The following is a 24,015-nucleotide window of genomic DNA, read 5'->3' as shown; positions in this document are numbered from 1 at the left end:
GGCTAGCACCCGCGCTCGCGCAGAGGGCGCCAACTACAAGCAAATTTCAAAGGAGCCAATTATGTCCAACTCGGGCGTGAAGACCGACGAGAAAAAACAGCACTTTGACGACATCTACGTAGCCGAGACACCGGTTCCCTTCAAAGAGCGTATTCTTGATGATTTGGAGTATGTCTCGGATGACTTCAACCGCCAGACCTTCGATCGGCTGATTCTGCCCTGGGCAAAAGAGCAAGCCTCTGCTGGCAAGCAGCTAAATTTCCTCGACCTGTGCGCCTGTTTCGGCAATACCACCATGGCCACCTTGTACGGCATGGACTTTCAGCAGATCCGCGAGAACTGGCGCGACGAGGCGGCCTGCCGACAAGTCAACGGCTCACGGCGCTTTCCGGCGCACACCACGGCAATCGATATCTCCGCCAACGCCATGGCCTACGGCGCGTCGGCAGGTCTGTTTGATCAGACCATTACTGCTGATCTCAACGCCCCCACCGAGCAGCAACAGAACGCCGTCAATGAGGCTATGGCCCAGGCCGATATCGTCATCTCCACAGCTGCCCTAGTCTACCTGGAGCCAGAGGCGATTCAGAAGCTTATCGATTCGTTCGCTCAGACCGAGCGTGAAGGTTACATGCTAGTCAACTTCCTCAACCCCTTCGCCCTTGACAAGGCGGATGCCACCAAGCGAGTGCTCCTGGAACAGCTGGAGTTTGTGGGCAGCATGGCCTCACGCCACCGCAAGCTCTCCGCCCTCGAGCAGGAGAACTACCCGGGAGAGGAGTGGGCTCTGCTGGAGATATGGGTACTCAAGCGACCGCGGCGCTAAAGATCGCAACACATTTCCTCTTGAGCCATTAGCTGCCTCGGTGTGGATGACGTCGTGAATCCATCCTTGGAGGCTTCATGGCGCCATCCCTAGCGCCATGACCTCCATACCGGGGCAGCTAATGGCTCGAGGTTTTTTTAAGGCCCTCTAGTGGGGTAGAGACCTGCCATGGCGCTACCTCTTGGCTGCAAAGCTCCCCCCTGCAGCTCCAGGGCCGCGCACAGCCGTTACTAAGGCGAAGATCAGCGTAGCTGCAACCACTATGCTCGGGCCTGTCGGCAGATCCCAATGAAAAGAGGCCAGCAGCCCGCCAATAACCGCTAAGCAGCCGATCAGTGCAGCGACTACTGCCATCTGCTCAGGCGTTCTTGAGAAGGCTCGCGCCGTCGCAGCGGGTATTATTAGCAACGAAGTCACCAACAGGATGCCGACTATTTGCATCGCCAGGGCTATGGTCAAGGCCATGAGCCCCATGAAGGCCAGCTGTACCGGCAACGTTCTCACCCCTTCAACCTTAGCGAGCTCTTCATGCAGGGTAGAGGCTAAAAGGGGTCGCCATATAGCTATCAGCCCTCCTAAAACAACCGCCCCGCCGCCGTATATCCACAGTAGATCACTGCCCCCGACTGCCAGGATGTCACCGAATAGGTAGCCCATTAAATCGACGCGCAAACCCTCCATGAAGGCAATCGCCACCAACCCCAGCGACAGGGAGCTATGTGCCAGTATCCCTAACACGGTGTCACTAGCCAGGCGTTGGCGCTGGCGCAAGACAACCAGCAGCACTGCCATAGCGGTGCAGACCGCCAGGATGCCGAAGTTAAGGTCGATACCAAAGAGAAACCCCAGAGCTATACCGAGCAACGCCGAATGAGCAAGGGTATCGCCGAAATAGGCCATGCGGCGCCAGACGACAAAACTGCCCAACGGCCCGGTGACCAGCGCCAATCCCAAGCCGGCGGCCAAGGCGAAGAGCAACAGATCATCAATGATCATCGCTAAGCTCCACCTTATGCGGGTGGCTATGGCGAAATACCGCCGTATCCGGCCCTAAGTGCGCCCCAAAGAGCTTACGATACTCAGGATGTTCGACTACCGAAGCCGGTGCCCCGCGGCAGGCGACGCGGCCATCTTCCAGGCAGAGCACATCATCACTAGCCGCCATAACTAAGTTAAGATCGTGGGAGACAACGACTACGGCACATCCGTAGCGCTCTCGCAGGCTACCGATCAAGCGATAGAGCTGCCCCTGACTGCCGGCATCCAGGCCCGCGGCCGGCTCATCCAGGGCCAACACATCAGGGTTGTGCAGCACCGCCCGGGCCAACAGCACCCGCCGCATCTCTCCCCCGGAGAGCGATTGCAGCGGCTGCTCAAGCAGCTTCTCTACTGCGGTCTCGGCAGTTGCCTGCTGCCAGCGCTGCTTGCTGACCTTGCCGCGCAAAGCAATAAAGCGCCGTGCTGTAATCGGCAAGCTTGAATCGACGCTAAAATGCTGCGGGACGTAGCCAATCCGCAGCCCATCGCGGCGCTCTACTGCACCTGAGCTTGGCTGCGTAAGCCCGATCAGAACCCGCAGTAGGGTAGATTTACCGGCGCCGTTATTACCTACCAGGGTCGTAATACGGCCAGCATTAACATCAATATCTACGCCATCAATTATGCACCTGGAGGCATAATGAACGCGTATCCCCCTACCCTTTATCCAGTTGTTATCTCGCTCACCTGCCCGTATGTCCAATGGCAACCCTTAGGCATCTTATAATGTCTAGCACCGCCTATCCTGAGCAGCTCTATTCAAGGCAGTCTCTTAGCGACTCGACCAGATCCTCAAGCAGGTTAAAGTAAGCTTCCGGCCCTGGCTCAAGTCCAGCCCCGATCGGGTCGAGCTCACCGACACCAACCTCCACTCCACGCGTTAAGGCCCGGACAATGGATGGCTCAAACTGCGGCTCAACAAAGACGCAGACCACATCCTCCTCGACCATCCGCCTGCGGATCTCGCGCAGATGCCCGGCCCCCGGCTGCTGTTCCGGGGTCAGCGTTACAACCCCTGCCGATTGCAGCCCATAACGCCTCTCAAAATACTGATAGGCATCATGAAAAACAACATAGGGCTTACCCTTTAGTCCCTCGAGTCGCTCATTGATCCGCTCATCAAGCTCCTTGAGGCGCTTACTCAACTGTTCGGCGTTATGTCGGTATTTTTGCGCATTCGCTGCATCCAGCTCCGCCAGCCTATCAGCGAGTTGCCGAGCTATTACCCGGGCATTGTGCGGATCAAGCCACAGATGGTAATCACGCTCATGGTCATGCCCATGGCCGTGTGCATGGTCGTGGCCATTGGAGTGCTCAGACAACTCCCGGTCAGCCCCCTGCCTGCCATCAAGCAGCGTTATGCCATCCATGTCGGCGGCCGCCATATTGCCACTTTGATCGCCACGCGCCTCCAATGCCGGCTTGAGAAATGCCTCAAGATGATCGGAGACGTATAGCACTAAATCGGCCCCGCGCACCGCTCGAGCATCAGATGGACGCATCGAATAGGTATGGGGTGAATCTCCAGCGGAGAGCAGCAATTGCGGCTCGCCTACATCTGCCATTACAGCAGCGGCAAGAGAGTGCAAAGGTTTGATCGAGGCAACGACCTGTGGCTCCTGCGAAGCTTGGGCGCTAGCGCCAACCAACCACAACACAATTAAAAGTGATATCTTTCTCAACTGCATAGTAATTATTGCGTCCTTAGACCCCTTCGCGCAGGTAGACCGGCAACGCCTGATCTGGGGCGACTGCCTGTCCAGCCGCCAATAAGCTGCGCGCGCGCGGTAACAGATCCTCGGCTCGCGGCAAGCTATCCGCGGCAAGCCCTGCTCTAGGGCGTGGCAAAAGATGGGAATAGGCAGCAAAACCGCGGCCAACCCCAAAATAGTCACGCCCAGATATGCCACCAGATATACCAGCTGCCAACTGCTCAGGATCAGCAACAGCATCGACCGATTCAGCCTCCATCAGCTGCCCGTCAGCCAGGCTATATGCTCCCCAATAGACTTGCCCCATGCGCGCATCCAGGGCAGCAATCACCCGAGCGGCGCCGTGTTCACGAGCCGCCCCAGCGGCTAGCGCTTCGAGGGTTGATACCGGCAGTGCCGGCACCTGCCAGGCGCTACACAAACCCTGAGCAACCGAGGCGGCTAAGCGCACCCCGACAAATGCCCCCGGCCCCCGGCCAAATGCAACAGCAGCAATCTGCGCTGAGCTGATTTCCGCTTCTGCCATGGCCTCTTCGAGCATCGGCAGCAGCCTTGCCGAATGCTCGCGCGGCGCTTCAACAAAGCGCTCGACTACTCCATGCGCGGTATCAACAGCGACGGAACAGCCCTCGGTTGCGGTCTCGATGGCGATTATGACGGAGTGGCTCATTAAGCAACTACTCGATTGATGATGCAATTTTTTTGCAATTATAGCTTATAGCGCTAGCCTGAAAACAGTTCCTTGAATAAGCATCTGGATCAAGCAGCCAACGGCAGGTCCTGAGATATGCCAATATGGGGCTTTGCTCGCCATGGATGGCGAGCATAGAGCTTCCAGGGATGGCTTGTAGCGTCCCCATATTGGCATATTCAGGACCTGCCGTTGGGCTTGACCACAACGCATGCGCTTGCTATAAACTAAGCAAATTATACGCTAAAGAGCGTGGCCAATTGACTTACACTGACGACAGCATCGTCTTCCGGGCGCCCTCGATTGATGACGGCGCGGCGATCCATAGCGTGGTTCAGCGAACCGGCGTGTTGGATGTTAACTCCTGCTACCTCTACCTGCTCCTGAGCAGCGAGTTCGCTGATACGTGCGTTGTAGCCGAGGAAGACGAGCATCTGATCGGCTTTGTCACCGGGTTTTGCCCGCCTAAGCGTCCCTATAGCATCTTCCTATGGCAAATCGGGGTAGATCCGAATGCCCAAGGGAAGGGGCTTGGCAAAAGGCTGTTAAGGGCGTTTCTGGATAGCCCCGGGGCAGCCCAAGCGACTACTCTTGAGACCACCATATCCCCCTCCAATACCGCTTCGCAGCGCCTTTTTGAGGCAATAGCGCGCGAACGCGGGGCTACGGTAAGTACAAGCGAATATTTCCGCGAAGATCACTTCCCTGCAGGACATGAGGCCGAGGAACTTTACCGCATCGCACCTATTCGCTGATTGCTGCATGCCCATGGGAGTCGTTAAAACAGCCCATGTGCTCCAGATTCAACTTCACTAGTGAGAGGCAGCGCCATGACCCTAGATGTAATGGAGACCATTGAGCGCCACGAATCGGTGGTGCGTTCGTATATTCGCACCTTCCCCAAGCCTTTTGACCGGGCCCAAGGGGTGCGGATTTACGACACCGACGGCAACCCCTATCTCGACTTCTTCGCCGGAGCCAGTGTCCTTAACTACGGCCACAACAACCCGGAACTTAAGAAGGTACTGCTCGATTATATCGAGAGCGATCGCATTGTCCACAGCCTCGACATGGCCTCAGTTGCCCGTGCTGAGTTTCTCGATGCGTTCAATCGCTATATCCTTGAGCCGCGCGGGATGAGTTACCGCGTCCAGTTCCCCGGACCAACCGGCACCAATGCGGTCGAGGCCGCCCTGAAGATAGTGCGCAAGGTGACCGAACGCCATAAGGTGCTGTCGTTTACTAACGCCTTCCACGGCATGACGGTAGGCTCCCTGGCTGTCACCGGCAATGCCTTCAAACGCCGTGGCGCCGGCTTCCCGCTGACTTACAGCGAGAGCATGCCCTACGATGGCTACTTTGGCAAAGACGTCGATACCATCGACTATATGGACAAGCTGCTTGCGGATAAAGGTAGTGGTATTGATAAGCCAGCCGCCATAATCACTGAGACTGTGCAGGGCGAAGGGGGGCTGGCTGCGTGCAGCATGGAGTGGCTCAAAGCAGTGGAGGATGTATGTCGCAAACACGATCTACTGCTTGTTGTCGACGACATCCAAACTGGCAATGGCCGCACCGGTCCATACTTCAGCTTCGAAGAAGCGGGGATCTCGCCGGATATCGTTACCGTATCCAAATCGATTAGCGGTTACGGCCTACCCCTGGCCCTTACCCTGGTCAAACCAGAGCACGATATTTGGGAACCGGGCGAACATAACGGCACCTTCCGCGGCCACAACTTGGCCTTCGCCACTGCTAAACGTGCCCTAGAGCTTTACTGGAGCAACGACGAGCTGCAACGTGAAACTGAACGCAAGGGTCAACTTATCTACTCCGCACTGCAGAAGATCATTGACAAGTACCCGGCAGCAGGCGGCGAACACCGCGGTCGCGGCATGATGCGTGGCATTCGCTTCAGCGCTGACGCTGAAATAGCCGGCACAGTATCAGAAGTGGCTTTTGAGAACGGCATGATAATCGAGACCTCAGGCCCCGAAGACGATGTGCTGAAACTACTTCCGCCATTAATCATTAGCGATGAGGACTTAAATATCGGCCTCGAGATAATCGACCGAGCGGTCGGAGAGGCGCTGCAGCGTTGCTCTATCAGCTGATATCAGGTTCAGCTCACTAACCATATCTGCAATTTAAAGGTAAAACACAGCATGATCGTACGCCATTTGGATGATATTCGCGGTTCCGAGCGCGAGGTAGAGACGGACAACTTCATAAGCCGCCGCTTTATACTCAAGAGTGACGGGATGGGCTTCTCTTTTCATGAGACCATCATCAAGGCCGGAACAGACATGTTTATCTGGTATGCCAACCACGTCGAGTCGGTCTACTGCATTTCGGGCAAGGGTGAGATCGAAGTAGTCGGTGGTGAGACTTACCCGATTGAGCCGGGCATGCTCTATGCCCTCGACGGCCACGAGAAACACTATCTTCGTGCCGAACAAGAGCTGCGATTAATGTGCGTCTTCAACCCAGCCTTGACCGGTCGCGAGGTGCATGACGAAAACGGTACTTACCCGATTCTCGATTAACCGGAGCAACGGTTCTCTGGACAGCGGCGCTGGTGGAGTGTGCTGCGGGCACCTGGGATTCATCAGGTCTATGTCTATGGGGGGCAAATTGAGTTTGTTTATCGCCCCCCTTAATTTGCCCCGCGACAGGCACGCAGCGAGAGTTGGCGGATCTTATCTAGTTCACCGCTGAGGCTGCCGAGGTTCTTTTCTGCTGCTTGGGATTCAACAACTCGACTTATCTGGCGGCGCAATAGCGCACTGTGACGCCGGGCACCGACACTAGCAGCCGGCCTGGCGGCAAGACCAATGAGGATGCTGGCGCTGATACCGCCGAATATCAACACCGGCGGCCAGCCCAATTCACCGACAAACATTGGTACCGGCACTGGCGGCAAGACCAACCAATCGGCTAGCGAGCGCAGCATAAGCCAGGCAATTCCAGCCAACGCAGCGAGTTCACCCACCCCTCGCAGCAGTGCCACCGAGCGCCACCACCAGCGTCTACGGGGCTCTATAAGCAGGGATTCTTCGAGCTGCTGTCGCAGTCCGGCGGCGAATGGTTTAGCACTTTGAGCAGCCGCCTCGCGCAGGCGATGAGCGGCCGGTGCCGGCAGGCGCTGAACAAGGTGATCAACTGCATCTACCAAGCCATAACGCAGGCGCTGCTCAGAAATTTTTATTGGCGGGCGATCCGCGCTAGTGAGATGATCTGAGGTGTTGGTGGCGGTTTTATCTGATGCCTTACTGGCGAGTTTATTGCCCTCTTGCCCGTTACCGAACACCCCCCGCCATAGCTTTTTAGCCCCCCAAAAGACCATCCTCTTTAGCGGCGAGGCGGTCGACTGGATGGCCATACGCCGGTAGAGAGCCGCCGCAGCTTGGAGCAGATCGCGTTCATTGAGAGCCTCATGCTGCATCTCAAGCAGCTCGTGTGTGTCTATAGAGAAAACACCGGGATCAGGCACCGACTGCCCGACCTGTTGCTTGAGCGCTTGCGAGTCAGCGCGCAGCCGCTCTACCGGGGCCCTGCGCTCACGCACCTCTTCGGCGATGATCTGCCTAAGCAGATCAACCCCTTCACCGGTATTGGCCGAAGCAGGTAAGCTTCTGGCCTTATCAAGGCCATGTTCGGCAAGCAGTTGCTGGAGATGGTTAATGCAATCAGCTCTATCGCCCTGAGCCAGACGATCAGCATGATTAAGAGTAACCACCAGGACCTCGGCATGGTGGGCCAAATTAGCTAAATAGCGCTGATGACCTATGGCGTGGGCGTATTTGAGCGGATCAACGACCCAGATCAGCAAATCGCAGCGTTCGATAAGCCGCTCGGCGCTATCCCAATGCGCCGCGACAACCGAATCTATATCCGGCAAATCGAGAATGACCGCCCCAGCCATCCCGCTCAGCTGCCCCTCAGCCTCCAAACAGTGCCGCTCAAATACCTGCAACCAATCGAGTAGCGGCGCCGCATCCTCTCCCGACCCTATGCTAACCCCAATGGCATGATCAGTAGTCGGCCGCTTGACGCCCGGGGAGGAGACGTTAGTGCCGATAATTGCATTGAGCAGCGAAGATTTTCCGCTACCCGTGCCTCCAGCAAGGGCGATAACCACATGCTCGCGGGATCGGGATAGGCGCTGCGCTGCGCGCTGTTCTAGGTTGCGCAGCTGATCAAGCAAAGTGTTATCTAGGCGTCCCGCGCCGAGCTCGGCTAGATCGACGATATCTTGCAACGCCTGTAATTGCTGGGTATGTCCCTTACCTGATGCTGCATTTGTCGAGCTCTGCTGCGCTGTTGGCTCACCCTCGCAGTTAGGAGCGACTTTATGATCAATTGCGGAATCGCTATAGCTTCCTTGCCGATGGATCATAATTGCAATGCCCCCAACCGCTGACGATACTCCTGCACAGCGACTATATGCTCATCGCTCGGCACAGCCTGCTCAAGCAAATCTCGATAAAGCCCTGCCTGTTGCTTAGCAAGGCCCTCTATGAGCTGCTCAAGATCGACCCGGATATCCTCAATGAGCTGATTGACGTTGCGCTCGCCGAGGATACGTGAGAGCACCGTGTGAGTGGTGGTTGAACCGGCCGCGGTCAAAGCCACCTCCCCCAACGTCAGCCCACCACTGAGGGTAAACAGAACAACCGCGGCACTGGTTACTGTGGCGTTAATCCCGGTAGTTGCTCGCCGCGCCTGGGTCAACTTCTCCTGGCCGATAGTGGCAACGTGCTCAGCCACCCTCTTTTCCCAAGCCTCAACAAGTTCCTGGGCTTGCTCGTACTGAGCTGCCTCACCACTAGCGCGAGGGGAACCAAGCCTGTCGAGGATAACCCGACCATTGCCGTTAGCGCGCCAGTTTGACTCGACCTCCCCGGCAGCATGCTCAAGCACCTCCGTTATCAATCCCGCCACACCTTCCCTAGCCTGCTCGACAGCCTGCTGCTGAATAGCTTCGCCGCGCTTACCAAAAAATGGCAGGCGATCGAAAATACCGCGCGGGAAACGGCTCGCCGCCGCATGTAGCTGACGCTGCAGCCATCCATCACCAACCAATTCACTCCAGCGGCGCAGCACTTCATGGCGCAGCGGGGCAGCATCCTTTAACTGCTCAATAACCCGCTGCGGCGCAGCGCCATAGATTTGCTCCAGGGTATTCTCTAAGGCGAGCACGCTAGCTCTATCAGTTTCGACCTCGCTGATAAGTTCATCAAGCTCATCGGGTAAGGCGCGCACACCGCCTATAACGGTTCGCCACCGGTGTTCGGCGCGCTCCTGCTCGGGAGCCAAGTCACGTATCCGCTCGACTACCGCAGCAGCCGCGCTGACCGGCAACTGCTGTTGAGCCGTATCTACCTGCGGCACAACATATATTTCCACCTGCCGGTGGCCCGCCTCATGCAGCTTGTCCTCGAGATCGGGAATGATCTCATCGGCTTCGGCAAGACTGACCTGCGTCAGCACTACCAGGCTTGAGACATCCAGCCGTGCGGCTTGCCGCAAATAGACCATCCCCGCCTCATCGGCGTAGGTACGCGCCGTAGCCAGCCATAGCCATACGTCCGCGACCTCTAGCAAGCGTTCGGCAACATCCCGGTTAGCGGTCTCAATACTATCTACATCCGGTGAGTCGACTACCACTAATCCGGCGGGGACACTCTCAACCGGCACCGCCTGAATTGACCCGGATTCACTCTGAGCGGACAAAACCCCGTGGCGCAAAACCGCCTCAAGGTCAGCAACCTGACCAATTGCGGTGGGGCTCGATGTGGTCGGACGGCGGGCACTAGTGGCCGAGACGGCATCTCCAGCCAGGGTATTAGCGAGTGTCGATTTACCAGCCCCGGTGCCTCCGGCAATAACCACCAGGAGAGGCTCATCGACACGCTCAATGCGCCCGAGCATAGATCTAGTGCGGCGAATGACTTGATCACGCCTAGCTAGCCATGGGGCCTGGCGCTCCCGAGCTATCAGACTATCTAGTGCTAACAGCTGCTCCGGCAGCTGATTGAGCGCTTGGTGAAGTTGTTCACGATTCATGGCGGGTAAGATACAAGCAAATGCCCCTGTATTTCATCTATTTTTGCCTATTGGGAACCTCTAAAAACTCCGCCGGCGCCACCATCCGCCCCGGTGTGGAGGACGCCGTGAATCCATCCCTGGAGGCTTCATGGCGCCATCCCTGGCGCCAAGACCTCCACACCGGGGCGGATGGCGGCGCCGGCGGAGTTTTTAGAGGCCACCTATTGGCGCAGATCTACAGCGATAGGGTCATGATCTGACGAGCGAAACGGACTCGAGTCACGATACCTGCCCCGCGGACCGCCATCATCGAATTCCAAAAAGCGCGGCTCATCGGCATTGATCGGCAAGGTGTGAACGGCTGTAACCCTTTCTGCCAACCGGGGGGCAGCTTGAAGATGGTCTAAATAACCCGATTCCCCGCGAAAAACATAGGTATAGCGTTGCGGCCAAGCGATATGCTCAGCTAACAAATCGACCTTCGCGGCGCTCGCCAGGACTCTCGCCGGATCCTCATCACCATAGGCATTGAGATCGCCGGCAATCAGTACCGGTATATCGTCATTTTCCTCCTGCCAGGCGCGGATAAACTCAATCAGTGCCTCTGCCTGTTCCTTACGCCGCAGATTCCAGCATCCCTGCCCGCGGTCTATATCACCGCTCTCAGGGCAGCCCACCTTGGCCTTGAAGTGGATGGCTGCCACCGCAAAAGGCTCACCCTGCTGTTCGCCGTCGTCGTGCTCCCCGCCGCTGGCCCGAAAAACGGCCAGTAATGGCGGTCGGTGATGGACCTCGGCTCTATCGCGCTGTGCCTCACCAACTCTCTTAACGCGATCAGCACGATACGCGATGGATACCTTGATAGCATCGCTGCCTGCATCAGCGCTACCTGCCTCAGGATCACGCACTAGCTCCCACGGCTGATCTGTGGCCTTACTCAGCCGCTCGACCAAACCCTCTGGGGCGTCGGCACGGTTCTCCATCTCAACCAAGGCCAATATGTCGGCATTTAGATAGCTCGCCGCAGCAATTAGCTTGGCCCGTTGAAACTCGAGTTCGCGCTGGCTTGAGGCCCCGCGCTCGCCGAGGGTAAGGAAATAGTTCTCGACATTGAATGCGGCTACCCGCACCTCTTCCGCTGCCGGTTCTGCAAGAGGTTGCGGACGCGGATTAGAGTCCTTAAAGGTTGGCTCTTCGGTGGGGTGGATACGCCACTGCTCAAAGGCGTGGGTGAGCACCCCGCTTAGTTCTTTGACCCGACTGCCGACCCTGCGGGTATTATCATCATTGAGGTAGGGGATAGGATCGGGGTACCACGAATAGCTGCCATCATCTAGAATCAGCCTTTGTCCGCGCAGGCGCGGCTGCTCCGGGCCATCTCCAGGGGCAAAGTTAGTCGGCCGAAAGGCCCGCCGCTCGGGGGTCAGCTTCAGGCTACCAAAACGCGACAGCTTATAGTTGCCGCTAACTAACATATCTGTTGCGATGGTTACATGGACCCCCTCAAATCGCCACTTATTCTGCGCCGGCCACGCCAACTCGTAGCTCTCTAGCGGGGCCTTGCCCTTTATCTCGATTGATTCAATACGGCTTAATTGGGGACGGCCATGGAACTCACCGGCCTGCCCAGTTATGCGCACTACCCTGCCCTGTTCCAACGCAGCAACCTTCTCGGCAGCAAATTCATCGATTTGCGGGGCATAGACAAACAATCCAGCCGGCTTGCCATCAGGTGCGCTCTCCAGCCCTTGAATGAAAAAGCCGTTAAGCTGATCTTCACCAAGGAACTCACCGCTCACCACCCCCTTTACGGTAACCCTACCCTGGGGCTGGGCGCGGTCACTGCCCTGCCCAGCAACCAAATAAACCGGCTTTAACTGCTCCGAGCCGTGGCTATCGAGCCCTTCGCAGCCAGCAATCCATGCCAGCACCATGAGAACACCTAGCCGAGCAATACTCGCTGACTTCCTTCCCTGGTCAACCACGTCGCCATCTCCTCTTCGAGTGCTGATTGCGCAGACCTAATTGCACTGCGCAAATCTCTACAAAATCCCTTTATGAGCTGCTGCCGCGCCAGACCGAATCGACGTTCTCCAAACCGGACAACTTCTCCATTAGCCGGGCTAACTGCTGAACATCACTTACCTGCAGGTCGAGCTCGGTACGGTAACTATCGGCCTGCTCAGTATGGGTCGTCACGCCACCTAAGCGCGCCCCTTCACTGGATACCAAGCGGGTAATCTCAGCAAGCACGGCATTAAGTTCGGCGGAGCGAACATTTATCCTTACCGGATAGCGCCCCTCGGGCTCGGTGCTCCAGCTTACATCGAGCACCCGTTCCGGCTCACGCTCGCGCAAATGACCGAAATCTTTGCAGTCCTGACGATGGATTGTAACCCCTGATCCGCGAGTGATAAAGCCGACTATCGGGTCCCCTGGGGCAGGTGCACAGCAGCGCGCCATCCGGGTCAACAAATTGCCTACCCCCTCAACTGTTATGTCACCCTCGCTGCCGGTAGCTCGGCGCGCTTGGGCATTGGCCGGGGGGGGCTCAGGACGCTGGGGCAACAAACGATTACGCAACAACGAGGCTATGTGCCCGCTGGTCACCTCACCCCGACCCAGAGCGGATAGAAATGCCTCAGCCTTCTGGTACCGGCTCTGGTTGGCTAGCTCTTCGATGCTGACATCGTCCACACCAAGACGCGTCAACTCCTTATCCAGTACTTGTCTACCGGCAGCGACATTCTTATCGTGGTCACGCTGCTTGAACCAGGTGCGGACTTTGCTCCGCGCCCTATTGGTGTAGAGGAACCCGAGCTGCGGGTTAAGCCAGTCACGGCTCGGGCGCTCCTCGCGCGCAGTCATTATCTCGACCCGGTCACCATTCTCAAGCTGACGGGTCAATTGCACGATGCGGTTATTTATCTTAGCTCCCCGGCACCGATGCCCCAAGCTGGTATGAATATGATAGGCAAAGTCCAGCGGGGTGGCTCCACGAGGCAGATCTATAACATCACCACTTGGCGTCAGGGCATAGACCCTGTCAGCAAATACCTCGGCACGCACCTGATCGACGAAGTCCTCGGCCTCGCCATCCTCCCCGCCCCATTCAAGAAGTTGGCGCAGCCATGCGACCTTGCGCTCAAAATTCGCATCCTGCTTGCCGCCCTCTTTATAGCGCCAATGTGCAGCAATACCCAGCTCGGCCTCTTGATGCATCTGGTGGGTGCGAATCTGCACTTCCAGTGCCTTACCCTCTGGGCCGACTACAGCAGTGTGCAGTGACCGATAATTGTTCTCCTTTGGTGTTGCAATGTAGTCGTCGAACTCACGCGGGATGGGTGTCCAGAGCCCGTGGACTATACCCATTGCGGCGTAGCACTGCTGCACACTATCGACCAAGACACGCAGAGCGCGCAGGTCATAGAGCTCATCAAAGCGCAATCCCTTGCGCTGCATTTTGCGATAGATGCTAAATATATGCTTAGGTCGCCCATAGACCTGGGCGCTAACCCCTTGCTCGTCGAGAGCTGCCTGAAGCTCGGCCCGTACCCGCTGAATATAGACTTCACGATCGCTACGCCGTTCCGCGAGCATGCTAGCCAGCTCTTGATAGCTATCAGGCTCAAGGTAGCGGAAGGATAAATCCTCTAACTCCCACTTAAGCTGCCAAATCCCTAATCGATTAGCCAGCGGGGCGTAGATTTCCTGAGTCTCGCGGGCTAGCTGCTGGCGCTGGCTCGGATCCATCTCCTTAGCGCTGCGCAGATCGTGCAACCGCTCGGCGAGGGTAATAAAGACCACACGCACATCACGCGCCATAGCCAACAGCATCTTGCGCAAGCCTTCAACCCGGCTCCCGTGAGCAGATTCCAGTTCAGCCGAATCATGAAAACTACCCAACCCGTGCATACGGCACACGCCCTGCACCAAATCGGCGATATCGGCATTTAGCTTACGCTGGAGAATCTGCTTATAACTACCATCCAGATCCGGTAGGTCGTGGACCAGAGCAGCGGCCAAGGTGGTTGCATCAAGGCCGAGGCCAGCCAAGGCCGTCGCTGTAGCTACACCGTGCTCAAAATAGCTTTCACCGCTCTGACGCTGCAGATTATCGCCCTTGTGCCGAGCCAGATCCCATGCCTGGGCAATTAAGCCCAATTCCTCACTATCGAAGCGCGCAGGAAGCCGGCGCAGCCAGCCATCGACAGTCAGCGTGGAGAGATCATCGATATCTGTAAAAGCTGTCTGGACCATATTATCCGGACCCCCATTGTGGCTTAACCATCCGTGGCAATCGCACCTTCAGCGAGTGCTGCGCAGATCTTTGCGCTGTTATGAGGGCGATAGTGAGGGGATACAAGTGGTTGCTACTAAAAATGGTGCAGGGACAAACCCTAGGGGACATCTAATACTCCCCCGGAGCCACTCGACCACACCGGTTTGGAGTTCTTGTCGCCAGGGATGGCGCTATGAAGCCTCCTAGGGTGGACCCACTGCCTCCTCCAAACCGAGGCAGTCGAGTGGCTCCGGGGGAGTTGGTAGAGGTTACTCCTAGTGCTTCTTCTTAGCACTGGCAAAATTCACCAAAAATGACCGCAGCCCGCCCCGGTTAGGGACGGGCTGGGATAAAACGCCGAAAAGCGGCCGCTACTCTTCCTCGACTGCTTTCATCGACAGGCGAATCCGTCCCTGACGGTCAACCTCAAGGACCTTGACGCGCACCGCATCCCCTTCGGCTAACTCGTCGGCAACATTCTCAACGCGATTATTGGAGATCTGGGAGATATGTACAAGACCATCACGACCGGGGAGGATGTTGACAAAGGCGCCGAAGTCCATGAGTTTAGCAACCTTGCCGTCATAGACCCTGCCCACCTCAACATCAGCGGTAAGCAGTTCGATGCGCCGCTTGGCCTCCTCCGCGGCACTCTTATCAGCCGAGGCTATGGTAACAACCCCCTCATCACTGATGTCGATGCTGGTGCCCGTCTCCTCGGTAAGTCCACGGATGGTAGCCCCGCCCTTGCCGATGACGTCACGGATACGCTCCGGGTCAATCTTCATGGTCAACAGCCGCGGTGCATACTCCGACATCTGATCGCGCGGTTGCCCTAACACTTTATTCATCTGCTCAAGGATATGGAGACGACCGTTGCGGGCACTCTCCAGGGCATTCTCCATAATCTCACGGGTAATACCATCGATCTTGATATCCATCTGCAGCGCTGTAACGCCGTCCAGGCTACCGGCGACCTTGAAATCCATATCACCAAGGTGATCCTCATCACCAAGGATATCGGTTAGGACAGCAAATTGATCGCCCTCCTTGATAAGACCCATGGCAATCCCGGCAACTTGCGTCTTAAGGGGCACCCCCGCATCCATAAGCGAAAGGCTGGTGCCACATACGGTAGCCATCGAGGAAGATCCGTTCGATTCTGTTACCTCGGAAACTACCCTAATCACATACGGGAACTCTTCCTGACTAGGCATCACTGCCTCGACACCGCGCTTGGCCAGTTTGCCATGGCCTATCTCGCGACGTTTAGGGGTGCCAATAAAGCCAGTCTCACCAACACAATAAGGCGGGAAGTTGTAGTGGAGCATAAACTGTTCGCGGCGCTCGCCCTCAAGTGCATCGATGACTTGGGCATCGCGTCCAGTACCGAGAGTCGTAACGACTATCGCCTGCGTCTCGCCGCGGGTAAAGATTGCCGATCCGTGTGTGCGGGGCAGAACACCTGCCTGGATATTCAACGGACGCACAGTGTGATTATCGCGCCCATCTATCCGTGGCTCCCCGGCTATGATGCGACCGCGGACTATCTTCTTCTCAAGCCCTTTAAAGACCTCACCGACCTCTGCGCAGCTCCATCCTTCGCGCTCATCATCGCCAATTTGCTCAACTGCCTTATCCCTAAGGGCAGCTACCTTTTCTTGTCGCTCCTGCTTATCGGCTATCTGATAAGCCTGCTCAAGCTCCGCATAGATGCACTCGGCAACCGCTTCTTCAAGAGCAGTACTCTTCTGCGGCGGCTGCCAATCCCAACGTGGCTTACCCACCTCGGCTGCTAATTCATCGATGGCGTTAATGGCCTTTTGCAGCTGTTCATGGCCGAAGAGAACGGCATCCAGCATGGTACTTTCAGGCAGCAGGTTGGCTTCCGACTCAACCATCAGGACCGCATCACGCGAACCCGCCACGACCAAATCGAGATCCGAGTTTTCCAAATCGCTGTAAGTAGGATTGAGGCTAAACTCGCCGTCAATGTAGCCAACCCTGCATGCACCCATCGGCCCATCAAACGGGATCCCAGAGATGGCCAACGCCGCAGAAGTACCGATCATTGCCGGAATATCCGGGTCGACCTCATCATTGAGTGAGAGCACGGTCGCAATGATCTGCACCTCCTGACGGAAACCCTCTGGAAACATCGGACGGATAGGCCTATCAATAAGCCGGCAGGTAAGCGTCTCTTTCTCAGACGGGCGACCCTCGCGCTTGAAAAAACCGCCCGGTATCCGCCCCGCTGCGTAGGTACGCTCCTGATAGTTTACCGTCAAGGGCAGAAAATCCCGCGCAGCACTCGGATCCTTATCGCCGACCGCCGTTACCAGAACGACAGTGTCAGCCATGTTCACAATTACCGCACCATCTGCCTGACGGGCAATCCCTCCGGTCTCAAGGGTGACTTCATGGTCACCGTATTGAAAAGATCTCTTGATTGTCGGCAGGTTTAGCTCGCTCTCACTCATCTACTATTCCCCTTGCGCTTACTTGCGGATCCCGAGCCGATTGATCACATCAAGATAACGGCTACGATCCTTGCGCTTGAGGTAATCGAGCAACTTGCGCCGCTGACTAACCAGCTTAAGGAGACCTTGGCGCGAGTGGTGATCCTGCTTATGGACAGCAAAGTGATCCGTCAAATGCTGGATTCGTGCCGAAAGCAGAGCAATCTGAACTTCCGGAGAACCAGTGTCTGAGGGAGAACGCTGAAAGTTCTTTACAATCTCCGCTTTCTTTTCTACATCTAACGACATTTATAACTCCTGATCTCTAACTCTCGGTTTCGCCTCGGCGATAAGGCCGCTAGTTTATCCTCGCCGAGGGTATATAAACAAGAAATCGCCCCGACAGATTTGATTTTGATAATTCAGCGCCCATCAAGCGGCTTTCGCTATCAAGCGCTTAGGGCCAACCCGCCCATCATCAAGAATCTGCCCCATACCCAAGAACTTGCGTTTGGCGTCATACAGGCGAACCCATCCCTCGCTCGGGGCCTTGGGCACAAATACCGGCTGTCCTTGGCTGACAAAAAATGCCAGATCATCGGCTAGCTCAATGGCCGGATACTGCTCAAGAGCAGTGTCCATCGGCTCCAGAGTAGCATCCAAGGCATCTCGTCCACGTTCAGCACAACTCTCAAGTTGCTCAATAGTCCACAACTGCGGCTGCCGATACGGCCCCAAGCCGTCTCTGCGCAGCGCAATGACATGGCCAACTGTTCCCAGTGCCTGGGCTATGTCCTCAGCCAAGGTGCGAATATAAGTCCCCTTCGAGCAGTGCACCCGCAAGTCCAACTCACCTTCGCGCAAATCTTCCAGGAGCAGCTGATGTATCTCTACCTCGCGCAGGTCACGCTCGACTTCAACGCCCTGACGAGCGAGATTGTAAAGGCGCTGGCCTTGATGCTTAATGGCGGAGTACATCGGCGGCAACTGCTCAATGCACCCACGAAAACCTGCAAGCGCAGCTTCAACACTCGACTCATCGAGATCTGGTATTCCAACCTGTTCGGTTATTTCACCTTCGGCATCACCGGTATCTGTTGCAACCCCAAGCTTACAGGTGACCTGATAGTGCTTGTCGGCATCCAGCAAAAAGCCAGATACCTTGGTGGCATCACCAAAACAGATTGGCAGAAGCCCGGTAGCCAAGGGATCCAGACTACCCGTGTGGCCAGCCTTACGCGCCCCGAAAAGCCTTTTCACCCTCTGCAAGGCATCGTTGGAAGTGTGACCCGCGGGCTTATCGAGTAACAGTATCCCTGTTACCTTGCGTCCTTTGCGCCTCTTCGGCATGTAGCGTATTACTCCTTGCTCGCTTCGCTATCAACGTCAGATTCGGCTTGAGACTCGCTTTGGGGTGCCACCTCGTCGATTATAGCACTCAAGCGTGCAGCTCGATCGAAGGCAGTGTCGTGCACAAAGCGCAACTGCGGCATCCGCTTGGATCTAATCTTCTTCGCCACCCGAGTGCGCAGAAAGCCGTGGGCTTGGTTAAGCACCTCCACGCAGGATTCAACCTCTTCTGCTTGGGCCCCAAGAACGGAGACATATATATGCGCCTGACCCAAATCACGGCTTACCTGCACCTCTGAAAGGGTCACAGATCCAACCCGCGGGTCATCTACATCCTCTCGGATAACCTCATCCAGCTCACGGCGAATCTGTTCGGCCATACGGCGGCTGCGCGGATAATCTTTTGCCATAACCTGCTACAGGCTGCGCTGCACCTCTATTTTCTCGAAACACTCGATCTGATCGCCAACCTTTACGTCGTTATAGTTCTTGACACCGATACCGCACTCGGTACCAGCGCGCACCTCATTAACGTCGTCCTTGAACCGGCGCAATGATTCCAACTCGCCCTCGAAGATGACCACATTATCACGCAGCACACGAATCGGGTTGCGGCGTCTCACTACCCCATCCACAACTAGGCAGCCGGCTATCAGGCCCATCTTCGAAGAGCGGAAGACATCGCGCACCTCAGCAGTGCCCAGAATGCGTTCCTCGAGGGTCGGCTCAAGCATGCCGGAGATAGCGTTTTTAACCTGCTCGATGGCGTCATAGATGACGCTATAGTAGTGCAGGTCTACCCCGTTCTCTTGCACAATGCGCTTCGCAGCGGCATCGGCACGCACATTGAAGCCGATTATTATTGCCTCTGAGGCCAGAGCCAGGTTGGCATCCGACTCAGTGATTCCGCCCACTCCTGAGGAGACAACGCGCACCCGGACCTCATCACGCGAGAGATCTTCAAGCGACTGGCGCAAGGCCTCAGCCGAACCGTGCACATCTGCCTTGACAACCAGGTTAACGGTAGCCATATCCTCTTCTTTGAGCTGTGAGAAGAGGTTTTCCATGCGCGCCTTCTGCTGCTGTGCCAGACGCTTTTCGCGCTCGCGCTCAGCTCTCTGCGCAGCGATTTCGCGAGCCTTGCGCTCATCCTCAACAACGTGAAAGTCATCACCTGCTTCGGGCAAACCAGAAAGCCCCAGTACCTCAACCGGCGACGAGGGGCCAGCCTGCTCAATCCGCTTGCCATGCTCATCAATAAGAGCTCTGACACGGCCAAACTCGGTGCCCGAGATCATAGTATCGCCGCGTTTGAGGTAGCCATTCTGCACCAGCACTGTAGCTACAGAGCCACGCCCTCTATCCAGGCTCGACTCCAGCACCACACCTTGCGCAGGGCAATCCTCTACAGCGCTTAGCTCAAGCAGCTCGGCCTGCAACACTATCGCCTCAACCAGCTCATCAACCCCATCGCCGCTGATAGCAGAGACGTGGACAAACTGAGTATCTCCGCCCCACTCTTCGGGGATGACCTCCATCTGCGCCAGCTCCTGCTTGACCCGATCCGGGTTAGCCTCTGGCTTGTCCATCTTATTCACGGCAACTACGATAGGCACTTCGGCGGCTCGGGCATGCTCGACGGCCTCTTTAGTCTGCGGCATAACCCCGTCATCGGCAGCCACGACAAGGACCACGATGTCCGTCATCTTGGCTCCCCGTGCGCGCATTGCGGTGAAGGCCTCGTGGCCGGGGGTATCCAGGAAGGTTGCACTACCACTGGAAGACTCAACCCGATAGGCACCTATATGCTGGGTTATACCACCCGCCTCACCAGAAGCTACCTTGGCGCGACGGATATAATCGAGCAGTGAGGTCTTGCCGTGATCGACGTGCCCCATAACGGTTACCACCGGGGCTCGACCAACCCGATCACCCTCGGGCTCCTCGCTCTGACGCAGGATCTCTTGCTCTAGATCATTATCACTTTGCAGCTTGGGCTTATGACCCATCTCCTCGACCAAGATAGCAGCCGTTTCCTGGTCGATGGCCTGGTTGATGGTCGCCATCACCCCTTGCTTCATCATCTCCTTGATCAATGAAGCCGCTTTGACACTCATCCGTTCCGCGAGCTCAGCAACGGTTATTGACTCCGGTATCTCGACCTCGCGCACCACCGGCGCGGTTGGCCGCTCAAACCCCTGTTGCAACTGGCTTGCCGCAGTCTGTTGCTGCTCAGCAGAACTCTGCTTTTTGCGCTTTCCGCCGCGCCCCGGAGATGCCGAGGATTCAGCGGATTTATCCTTTTTCTTCTTCTTAGGCTTGACTTCCTGCTTGCGGGCCGCGCGCTCTTCAGCCTCGCGCTCTCTTTTCGCCTCCAGCTCAGTGCGTTTGCGCTCGCGCTCCTCTTCACGCTTCTTAGCCTCATCCTGTTGACTCTTAGGCTTATCCTTAAGCGCCTCAGCCTGAGCCCGGGCAGTCTCCTCCGCTACCTTCTGTTCTGGGTCAGCGGGCTGATCATGATCTGGTTGCAATTGATCAGTTGTCTCGCCAGTCTCCTCGTCACCTTCTTGTGCGGCGGAGACAGTGTCGGTCTCGACCTGCGCGCTTTCCTCTGCAACGCCTTCGGCTCCTGCATTAGCATGATCTGCCTGCTCAACAGCAGCTGTCGCATCCTGATCGGCTTCGCTGACACTCTCCACAGCTTCGTCGCTACTTGGGGTCGCTGCCTTGTCAGCCTCGCCCAGAGCCTGCGCCTCTTCACGATGGGCCTGATCCTCTACAAGGGCGCGCTCAAGCTGAGCCTTTTCATCCTCAGCCGAACTCTTACGTTGCTCTTCGGACTCGATATCGCTGCGCTTGACATAAGTACGCTTCTTACGCACTTCAACATTCACAGTTCGTGTCTGCCGCGGCCCGCGAGAGCTGGTATCCCGCCCTGCCGGCATCTTGATTTGGCTGTGGCTGCGCCTTTTGAGAGTGATCTTCTTAGGCGACGCGCCATCCTCCTCACCCTGCTGCTCACCATCTTGGCGCAGATGGGCGAGCAGAGTCGCCTTATCCTCTGCCGAAAGCACGGCCTCCTGATCACGCTGCCCGAGACCCGCTGCATCCAGCTGCATTTGCAGGCGCTCGACAGGAATCCCTACCGTCTGCGCAAATTGCTTAACCGTCGTTTCCGCCATAACACTCTCCAGACGCGGCCCACTACATCAAGACCTCGTCAGCCCTATCGTTTATTCAGCAAGTTAGTTATCTGCACTATCAGCGAACCATGGTTCACGAGCCTTCATAATCAATCTTCCGGCGCGCTGCTCATCCATGCCATCGATTTCCATCAACTCATCGACCGACTGATCTGCCAAATCCTCAACACTAGCAATGCCCCGCTCACTCAACGCTTGAGCAGTCTGCTCATCCATTCCCTCAAGCGCAAGTAGCTCATCACTAGGCCCTGATTCACTGCCGTTGCCTTGTTGGGCGATGGCCTGAGCGAGCAAGACATCGCGTGCACGAGCGCGCAGGGCCTCAACTATCTCCTCGTCGAACTCTTCCACCTCGAGCAGTTCGGCCGTGGGCACATAGGCGACTTCCTCTATGCTTGAGAAACCCTCCTGGACCAAAACGGTTGCGACATCTTCGTCGACATCAAGATTATCGACAAACAAGCGCAGCAACTCGCCCGCCTCCCGCTCACTCTTAGCCTCTGCCTCTTCGGCAGTCATCACGTTTAGCTCCCAGCCAGTCAACTCACTAGCTAGGCGCACGTTCTGACCGCCGCGACCTATGGCCTGGGAAAGCTGTTCTTCGGCCACGGCAATGTCCATTGCACCGCGCTCCTCGTCGACTACTATCGATTCAACCTCAGCCGGAGCAAGGGCATTTATGACAAATTGAGCCGGATTCTCATCCCAAGGGATTATGTCTATCCGTTCACCGCTGAGCTCATTGGAAACTGCCTGAACCCTTGAACCACGCATGCCGACGCAGGCACCAACCGGGTCAATGCGCGGGTCGAGTGGGCGCACCGAGATCTTGGCGCGCAGACCTGGATCACGCGCTGCACCGAGAATCTCAATCAGACCCTGGCCGACCTCCGGCACCTCTATCTTGAACAGTTCGACAAGGAACTCATTACTAGTTCGGCTAATAAAAAGCTGCGGTCCCCGCTGTTCTGAGCGGACATCACGCAGATAGCCCCGCAGGCGATCATTAGGCCTGACCGCCTCGCGCGGAATTAGGTCTTCGCGACTAACTATAGCCTCGGTACTGTCACCTAAATCGAGTATCGCCGCCCCCTTGTCCATCCGCTTGACGGTACCGGTCAGCAGCTCGCCGATACGGCTCTTGTAGGCTTCGACTATCTTCGCCCGTTCGGCATCTCTGACCTTCTGGACTATCACCTGCTTGGCGGTCTGAGCTGCGATACGGCCAAAATCTACCGACTCGATCTGCTCTTCCACGTGGTCGCCTATCTGAACATCAGGATCTTTCTCGCGCGCTTGCTCCAGGGTGATTTGCCGCTGCGGCGACTCAATCTCGAACTCATCCTCGACCACTTCCCAGCGCCGGTAGGTACTGTAATCACCGCTTACCCGATCAACCGACACGCGGGCATCAATATCCTCTGGATGACGCTTACGGGTGGCTGACGCTAATGCCGCCTCAATGGCCTCAAAGATCACCTCCCTATCGACACCCTTCTCGTTAGAGGTGGCCTCCACGACCAGCAATATATCTTTACTCATGCCTCAACGACTCCGCTGTTAAACTGCGGCAAACCAATTACGGCTCCAAATCTAGCCGAGCCTTTTCAATCAACTCGATGGGGATGCTGTACTCTTGCCCATCGCCCTCTTCTTGTACCTTAATCCTGTCGCCTTCAATACCGAGCAGTCTCCCCGTAAGCTTACGCCGCCCCTCATAAAGCTCATGGAGGCGCAGCTTGACCCTCTCGCCGCTGAACCGGTCGTAGTCGGCCACCTTGAAGATAGGCCTGTCCAGCCCGGGCGATGAGACCTCTAGCGAGTACGCCCCAGGGATTGGGTCTTCTACATCCAAGAGCCCACTGACCTGATGACTCACCGCCTCACAGTCCTCCAGGCGGATGCCGGCAGGCGTATCAATATAGAGCCTAAGGGTCAGATTGCCTTTGGCCCCGGTCATCTCCACTCCCACCAACTCGTAGCCAAGCCCTTCGACCGTGGGCTCTAGCAAAGCATGAAGGGTCTGAATCTCAGCCATTGCACCACCACATACAAACAAAAAAAGGGCCTACGGCCCTAACTCTCAGCCCGCTGGCGCTTCAATGAGCCATCGGGCGTGCGGCCCAAAGAGCATGGCTCTTCAAGGCCACCTTTATCGGGCAATTATACACAGCCGTGGCGCTAACGACAAAATATTGGGCAAAAAAAGTACCACTAAATCAGCTGATCTCTTGGGTGAGGGGGCCATGAGTTAAGTGGTGGGATGCTTGTATGCAACGGCGGGAGTATTAATGCTGGAGGTGAGGCTATGCACATTGCAGGAACACCGCAGAGCGCTGAGCTCAAGCTCACGACCACCACCACCAACTTTAATCTGCGAAGCGCTCCCGCCGCAGCCGTCCG

General features: G+C 56.7%; 19 protein-coding genes. 4 read left to right on the top strand and 15 right to left on the bottom strand.

What is annotated here, in order from left to right; all coding sequences use genetic code 11:
- The first annotated feature begins 61 nt into the window (after positions 1-61).
- On the top strand, positions 62-826 hold the full coding sequence (locus HH1059_RS05775; RefSeq protein WP_096409173.1) for a class I SAM-dependent methyltransferase: 765 nt from the start codon (positions 62-64) through the stop codon (positions 824-826).
- A gap of 174 nt (positions 827-1,000) precedes the next feature.
- On the opposite strand, the gene HH1059_RS05770 is transcribed toward HH1059_RS05775, so the two are convergent.
- Genes HH1059_RS05770 through tsaB form a run of 4 tightly spaced genes read right to left on the bottom strand, consistent with a single transcriptional unit; the run spans position 1,001 to position 4,246 of the window.
- A complete protein-coding gene (locus HH1059_RS05770) occupies positions 1,001-1,822 on the bottom strand; it encodes a metal ABC transporter permease (protein ID WP_096409171.1) in 822 nt (273 codons plus the stop codon).
- On the bottom strand, positions 1,812-2,567 hold the full coding sequence (locus HH1059_RS05765) for an ATP-binding cassette domain-containing protein (RefSeq protein WP_231902043.1): 756 nt from the start codon (positions 2,565-2,567) through the stop codon (positions 1,812-1,814). The genes HH1059_RS05770 and HH1059_RS05765 overlap by 11 nt, the downstream gene beginning before the upstream one ends.
- Before the next feature lie 52 nt (positions 2,568-2,619).
- Positions 2,620-3,552 carry a zinc ABC transporter substrate-binding protein gene (locus HH1059_RS05760; protein ID WP_096409168.1) on the bottom strand — a complete coding sequence of 311 codons (933 nt, stop codon included), beginning with the start codon at positions 3,550-3,552 and terminating at the stop codon, positions 2,620-2,622.
- 16 nt (positions 3,553-3,568) lie between these two features.
- On the bottom strand, positions 3,569-4,246 hold the full coding sequence (gene tsaB / locus HH1059_RS05755) for a tRNA (adenosine(37)-N6)-threonylcarbamoyltransferase complex dimerization subunit type 1 TsaB (protein WP_096409167.1): 678 nt from the start codon (positions 4,244-4,246) through the stop codon (positions 3,569-3,571).
- A 281-nt stretch (positions 4,247-4,527) separates the two neighbouring features.
- Here tsaB and ectA point away from each other — a divergent pair, with 281 nt between their 5' ends.
- The 3 genes from ectA to HH1059_RS05740 all read left to right on the top strand — a co-directional run bounded on the left by ectA (position 4,528) and on the right by HH1059_RS05740 (position 6,813).
- Positions 4,528-5,022, top strand: a complete 495-nt coding sequence (ectA, locus tag HH1059_RS05750) for a diaminobutyrate acetyltransferase (RefSeq protein ID WP_231902042.1) — start codon at positions 4,528-4,530, stop codon at positions 5,020-5,022.
- 75 nt (positions 5,023-5,097) lie between these two features.
- Positions 5,098-6,381: a diaminobutyrate--2-oxoglutarate transaminase gene (gene ectB, locus HH1059_RS05745; RefSeq protein ID WP_096409163.1), complete on the top strand. Its 1,284-nt coding sequence runs from the start codon at positions 5,098-5,100 to the stop codon at positions 6,379-6,381.
- Positions 6,382-6,432: 51 nt separating this feature from the next.
- On the top strand, positions 6,433-6,813 hold the full coding sequence (locus tag HH1059_RS05740) for an ectoine synthase (RefSeq protein ID WP_096409162.1): 381 nt from the start codon (positions 6,433-6,435) through the stop codon (positions 6,811-6,813).
- A gap of 110 nt (positions 6,814-6,923) precedes the next feature.
- Here HH1059_RS05740 and HH1059_RS05735 read toward each other — a convergent pair whose 3' ends face one another.
- The 11 genes from HH1059_RS05735 to rimP all read right to left on the bottom strand — a co-directional run bounded on the left by HH1059_RS05735 (position 6,924) and on the right by rimP (position 23,650).
- Entirely contained in the window at positions 6,924-8,666 is a 1,743-nt protein-coding gene (locus HH1059_RS05735) for a GTPase (RefSeq protein ID WP_096409160.1), read from the bottom strand.
- Positions 8,663-10,336 (bottom strand): P-loop NTPase family protein, encoded by a 1,674-nt coding sequence (locus HH1059_RS05730; RefSeq protein ID WP_096409159.1) that lies wholly within the window; start codon positions 10,334-10,336, stop codon positions 8,663-8,665. The genes HH1059_RS05735 and HH1059_RS05730 overlap by 4 nt, the downstream gene beginning before the upstream one ends.
- A gap of 203 nt (positions 10,337-10,539) precedes the next feature.
- Positions 10,540-12,303 (bottom strand): ExeM/NucH family extracellular endonuclease, encoded by a 1,764-nt coding sequence (locus HH1059_RS05725; protein ID WP_162549380.1) that lies wholly within the window; start codon positions 12,301-12,303, stop codon positions 10,540-10,542.
- Positions 12,304-12,373: 70 nt separating this feature from the next.
- Positions 12,374-14,578: a RelA/SpoT family protein gene (locus tag HH1059_RS05720; RefSeq protein ID WP_096409156.1), complete on the bottom strand. Its 2,205-nt coding sequence runs from the start codon at positions 14,576-14,578 to the stop codon at positions 12,374-12,376.
- Positions 14,579-14,971: 393 nt separating this feature from the next.
- Complete coding sequence (gene pnp / locus HH1059_RS05715; protein WP_179948783.1) at positions 14,972-17,059, bottom strand: polyribonucleotide nucleotidyltransferase; 2,088 nt, start codon at positions 17,057-17,059, stop codon at positions 14,972-14,974.
- A gap of 39 nt (positions 17,060-17,098) precedes the next feature.
- The gene (rpsO, locus tag HH1059_RS05710) at positions 17,099-17,368 is read right to left on the bottom strand and encodes a 30S ribosomal protein S15 (protein ID WP_096409152.1); all 270 of its coding nucleotides are present in this window, start codon (positions 17,366-17,368) and stop codon (positions 17,099-17,101) included.
- Between the two features lie 123 nt (positions 17,369-17,491).
- Complete coding sequence (gene truB, locus HH1059_RS05705; RefSeq protein ID WP_096409151.1) at positions 17,492-18,409, bottom strand: tRNA pseudouridine(55) synthase TruB; 918 nt, start codon at positions 18,407-18,409, stop codon at positions 17,492-17,494.
- A gap of 8 nt (positions 18,410-18,417) precedes the next feature.
- Positions 18,418-18,819, bottom strand: coding sequence for a 30S ribosome-binding factor RbfA (gene rbfA, locus HH1059_RS05700; RefSeq protein ID WP_096409149.1), 402 nt, complete (start codon positions 18,817-18,819; stop codon positions 18,418-18,420).
- Positions 18,820-18,825: 6 nt separating this feature from the next.
- Positions 18,826-21,591 (bottom strand): translation initiation factor IF-2, encoded by a 2,766-nt coding sequence (gene infB, locus HH1059_RS05695; RefSeq protein ID WP_096409148.1) that lies wholly within the window; start codon positions 21,589-21,591, stop codon positions 18,826-18,828.
- Between the two features lie 63 nt (positions 21,592-21,654).
- Entirely contained in the window at positions 21,655-23,154 is a 1,500-nt protein-coding gene (gene nusA / locus HH1059_RS05690) for a transcription termination factor NusA (RefSeq protein ID WP_096409146.1), read from the bottom strand.
- A 37-nt stretch (positions 23,155-23,191) separates the two neighbouring features.
- Complete coding sequence (gene rimP / locus HH1059_RS05685; protein WP_096409145.1) at positions 23,192-23,650, bottom strand: ribosome maturation factor RimP; 459 nt, start codon at positions 23,648-23,650, stop codon at positions 23,192-23,194.
- Positions 23,651-24,015 lie beyond the last annotated feature (365 nt).

Origin of the sequence: Halorhodospira halochloris, from assembly GCF_002356555.2 — a bacterium.
Classification (GTDB): domain Bacteria; phylum Pseudomonadota; class Gammaproteobacteria; order Nitrococcales; family Halorhodospiraceae; genus Halorhodospira; species Halorhodospira halochloris.
The sequence above is the reverse complement of the archived record's forward strand: the minus strand, read 5'-3'. Positions and strand labels throughout refer to the sequence as shown.

Coding starts and splice junctions, on each gene's coding strand:
- HH1059_RS05775 (WP_096409173.1), top strand. CDS start 62: ATGTCCAACTCGGGCGTGAAGACCGACGAGAAAAAACAGCACTTTGAC.
- HH1059_RS05770 (WP_096409171.1), bottom strand. CDS start 1,822: ATGATCATTGATGATCTGTTGCTCTTCGCCTTGGCCGCCGGCTTGGGA.
- HH1059_RS05760 (WP_096409168.1), bottom strand. CDS start 3,552: ATGCAGTTGAGAAAGATATCACTTTTAATTGTGTTGTGGTTGGTTGGC.
- tsaB (WP_096409167.1), bottom strand. CDS start 4,246: ATGAGCCACTCCGTCATAATCGCCATCGAGACCGCAACCGAGGGCTGT.
- ectB (WP_096409163.1), top strand. CDS start 5,098: ATGACCCTAGATGTAATGGAGACCATTGAGCGCCACGAATCGGTGGTG.
- HH1059_RS05740 (WP_096409162.1), top strand. CDS start 6,433: ATGATCGTACGCCATTTGGATGATATTCGCGGTTCCGAGCGCGAGGTA.
- HH1059_RS05735 (WP_096409160.1), bottom strand. CDS start 8,666: ATGATCCATCGGCAAGGAAGCTATAGCGATTCCGCAATTGATCATAAA.
- HH1059_RS05730 (WP_096409159.1), bottom strand. CDS start 10,336: ATGAATCGTGAACAACTTCACCAAGCGCTCAATCAGCTGCCGGAGCAG.
- HH1059_RS05720 (WP_096409156.1), bottom strand. CDS start 14,578: ATGGTCCAGACAGCTTTTACAGATATCGATGATCTCTCCACGCTGACT.
- rpsO (WP_096409152.1), bottom strand. CDS start 17,368: ATGTCGTTAGATGTAGAAAAGAAAGCGGAGATTGTAAAGAACTTTCAG.
- truB (WP_096409151.1), bottom strand. CDS start 18,409: ATGCCGAAGAGGCGCAAAGGACGCAAGGTAACAGGGATACTGTTACTC.
- rbfA (WP_096409149.1), bottom strand. CDS start 18,819: ATGGCAAAAGATTATCCGCGCAGCCGCCGTATGGCCGAACAGATTCGC.
- infB (WP_096409148.1), bottom strand. CDS start 21,591: ATGGCGGAAACGACGGTTAAGCAATTTGCGCAGACGGTAGGGATTCCT.
- nusA (WP_096409146.1), bottom strand. CDS start 23,154: ATGAGTAAAGATATATTGCTGGTCGTGGAGGCCACCTCTAACGAGAAG.
- rimP (WP_096409145.1), bottom strand. CDS start 23,650: ATGGCTGAGATTCAGACCCTTCATGCTTTGCTAGAGCCCACGGTCGAA.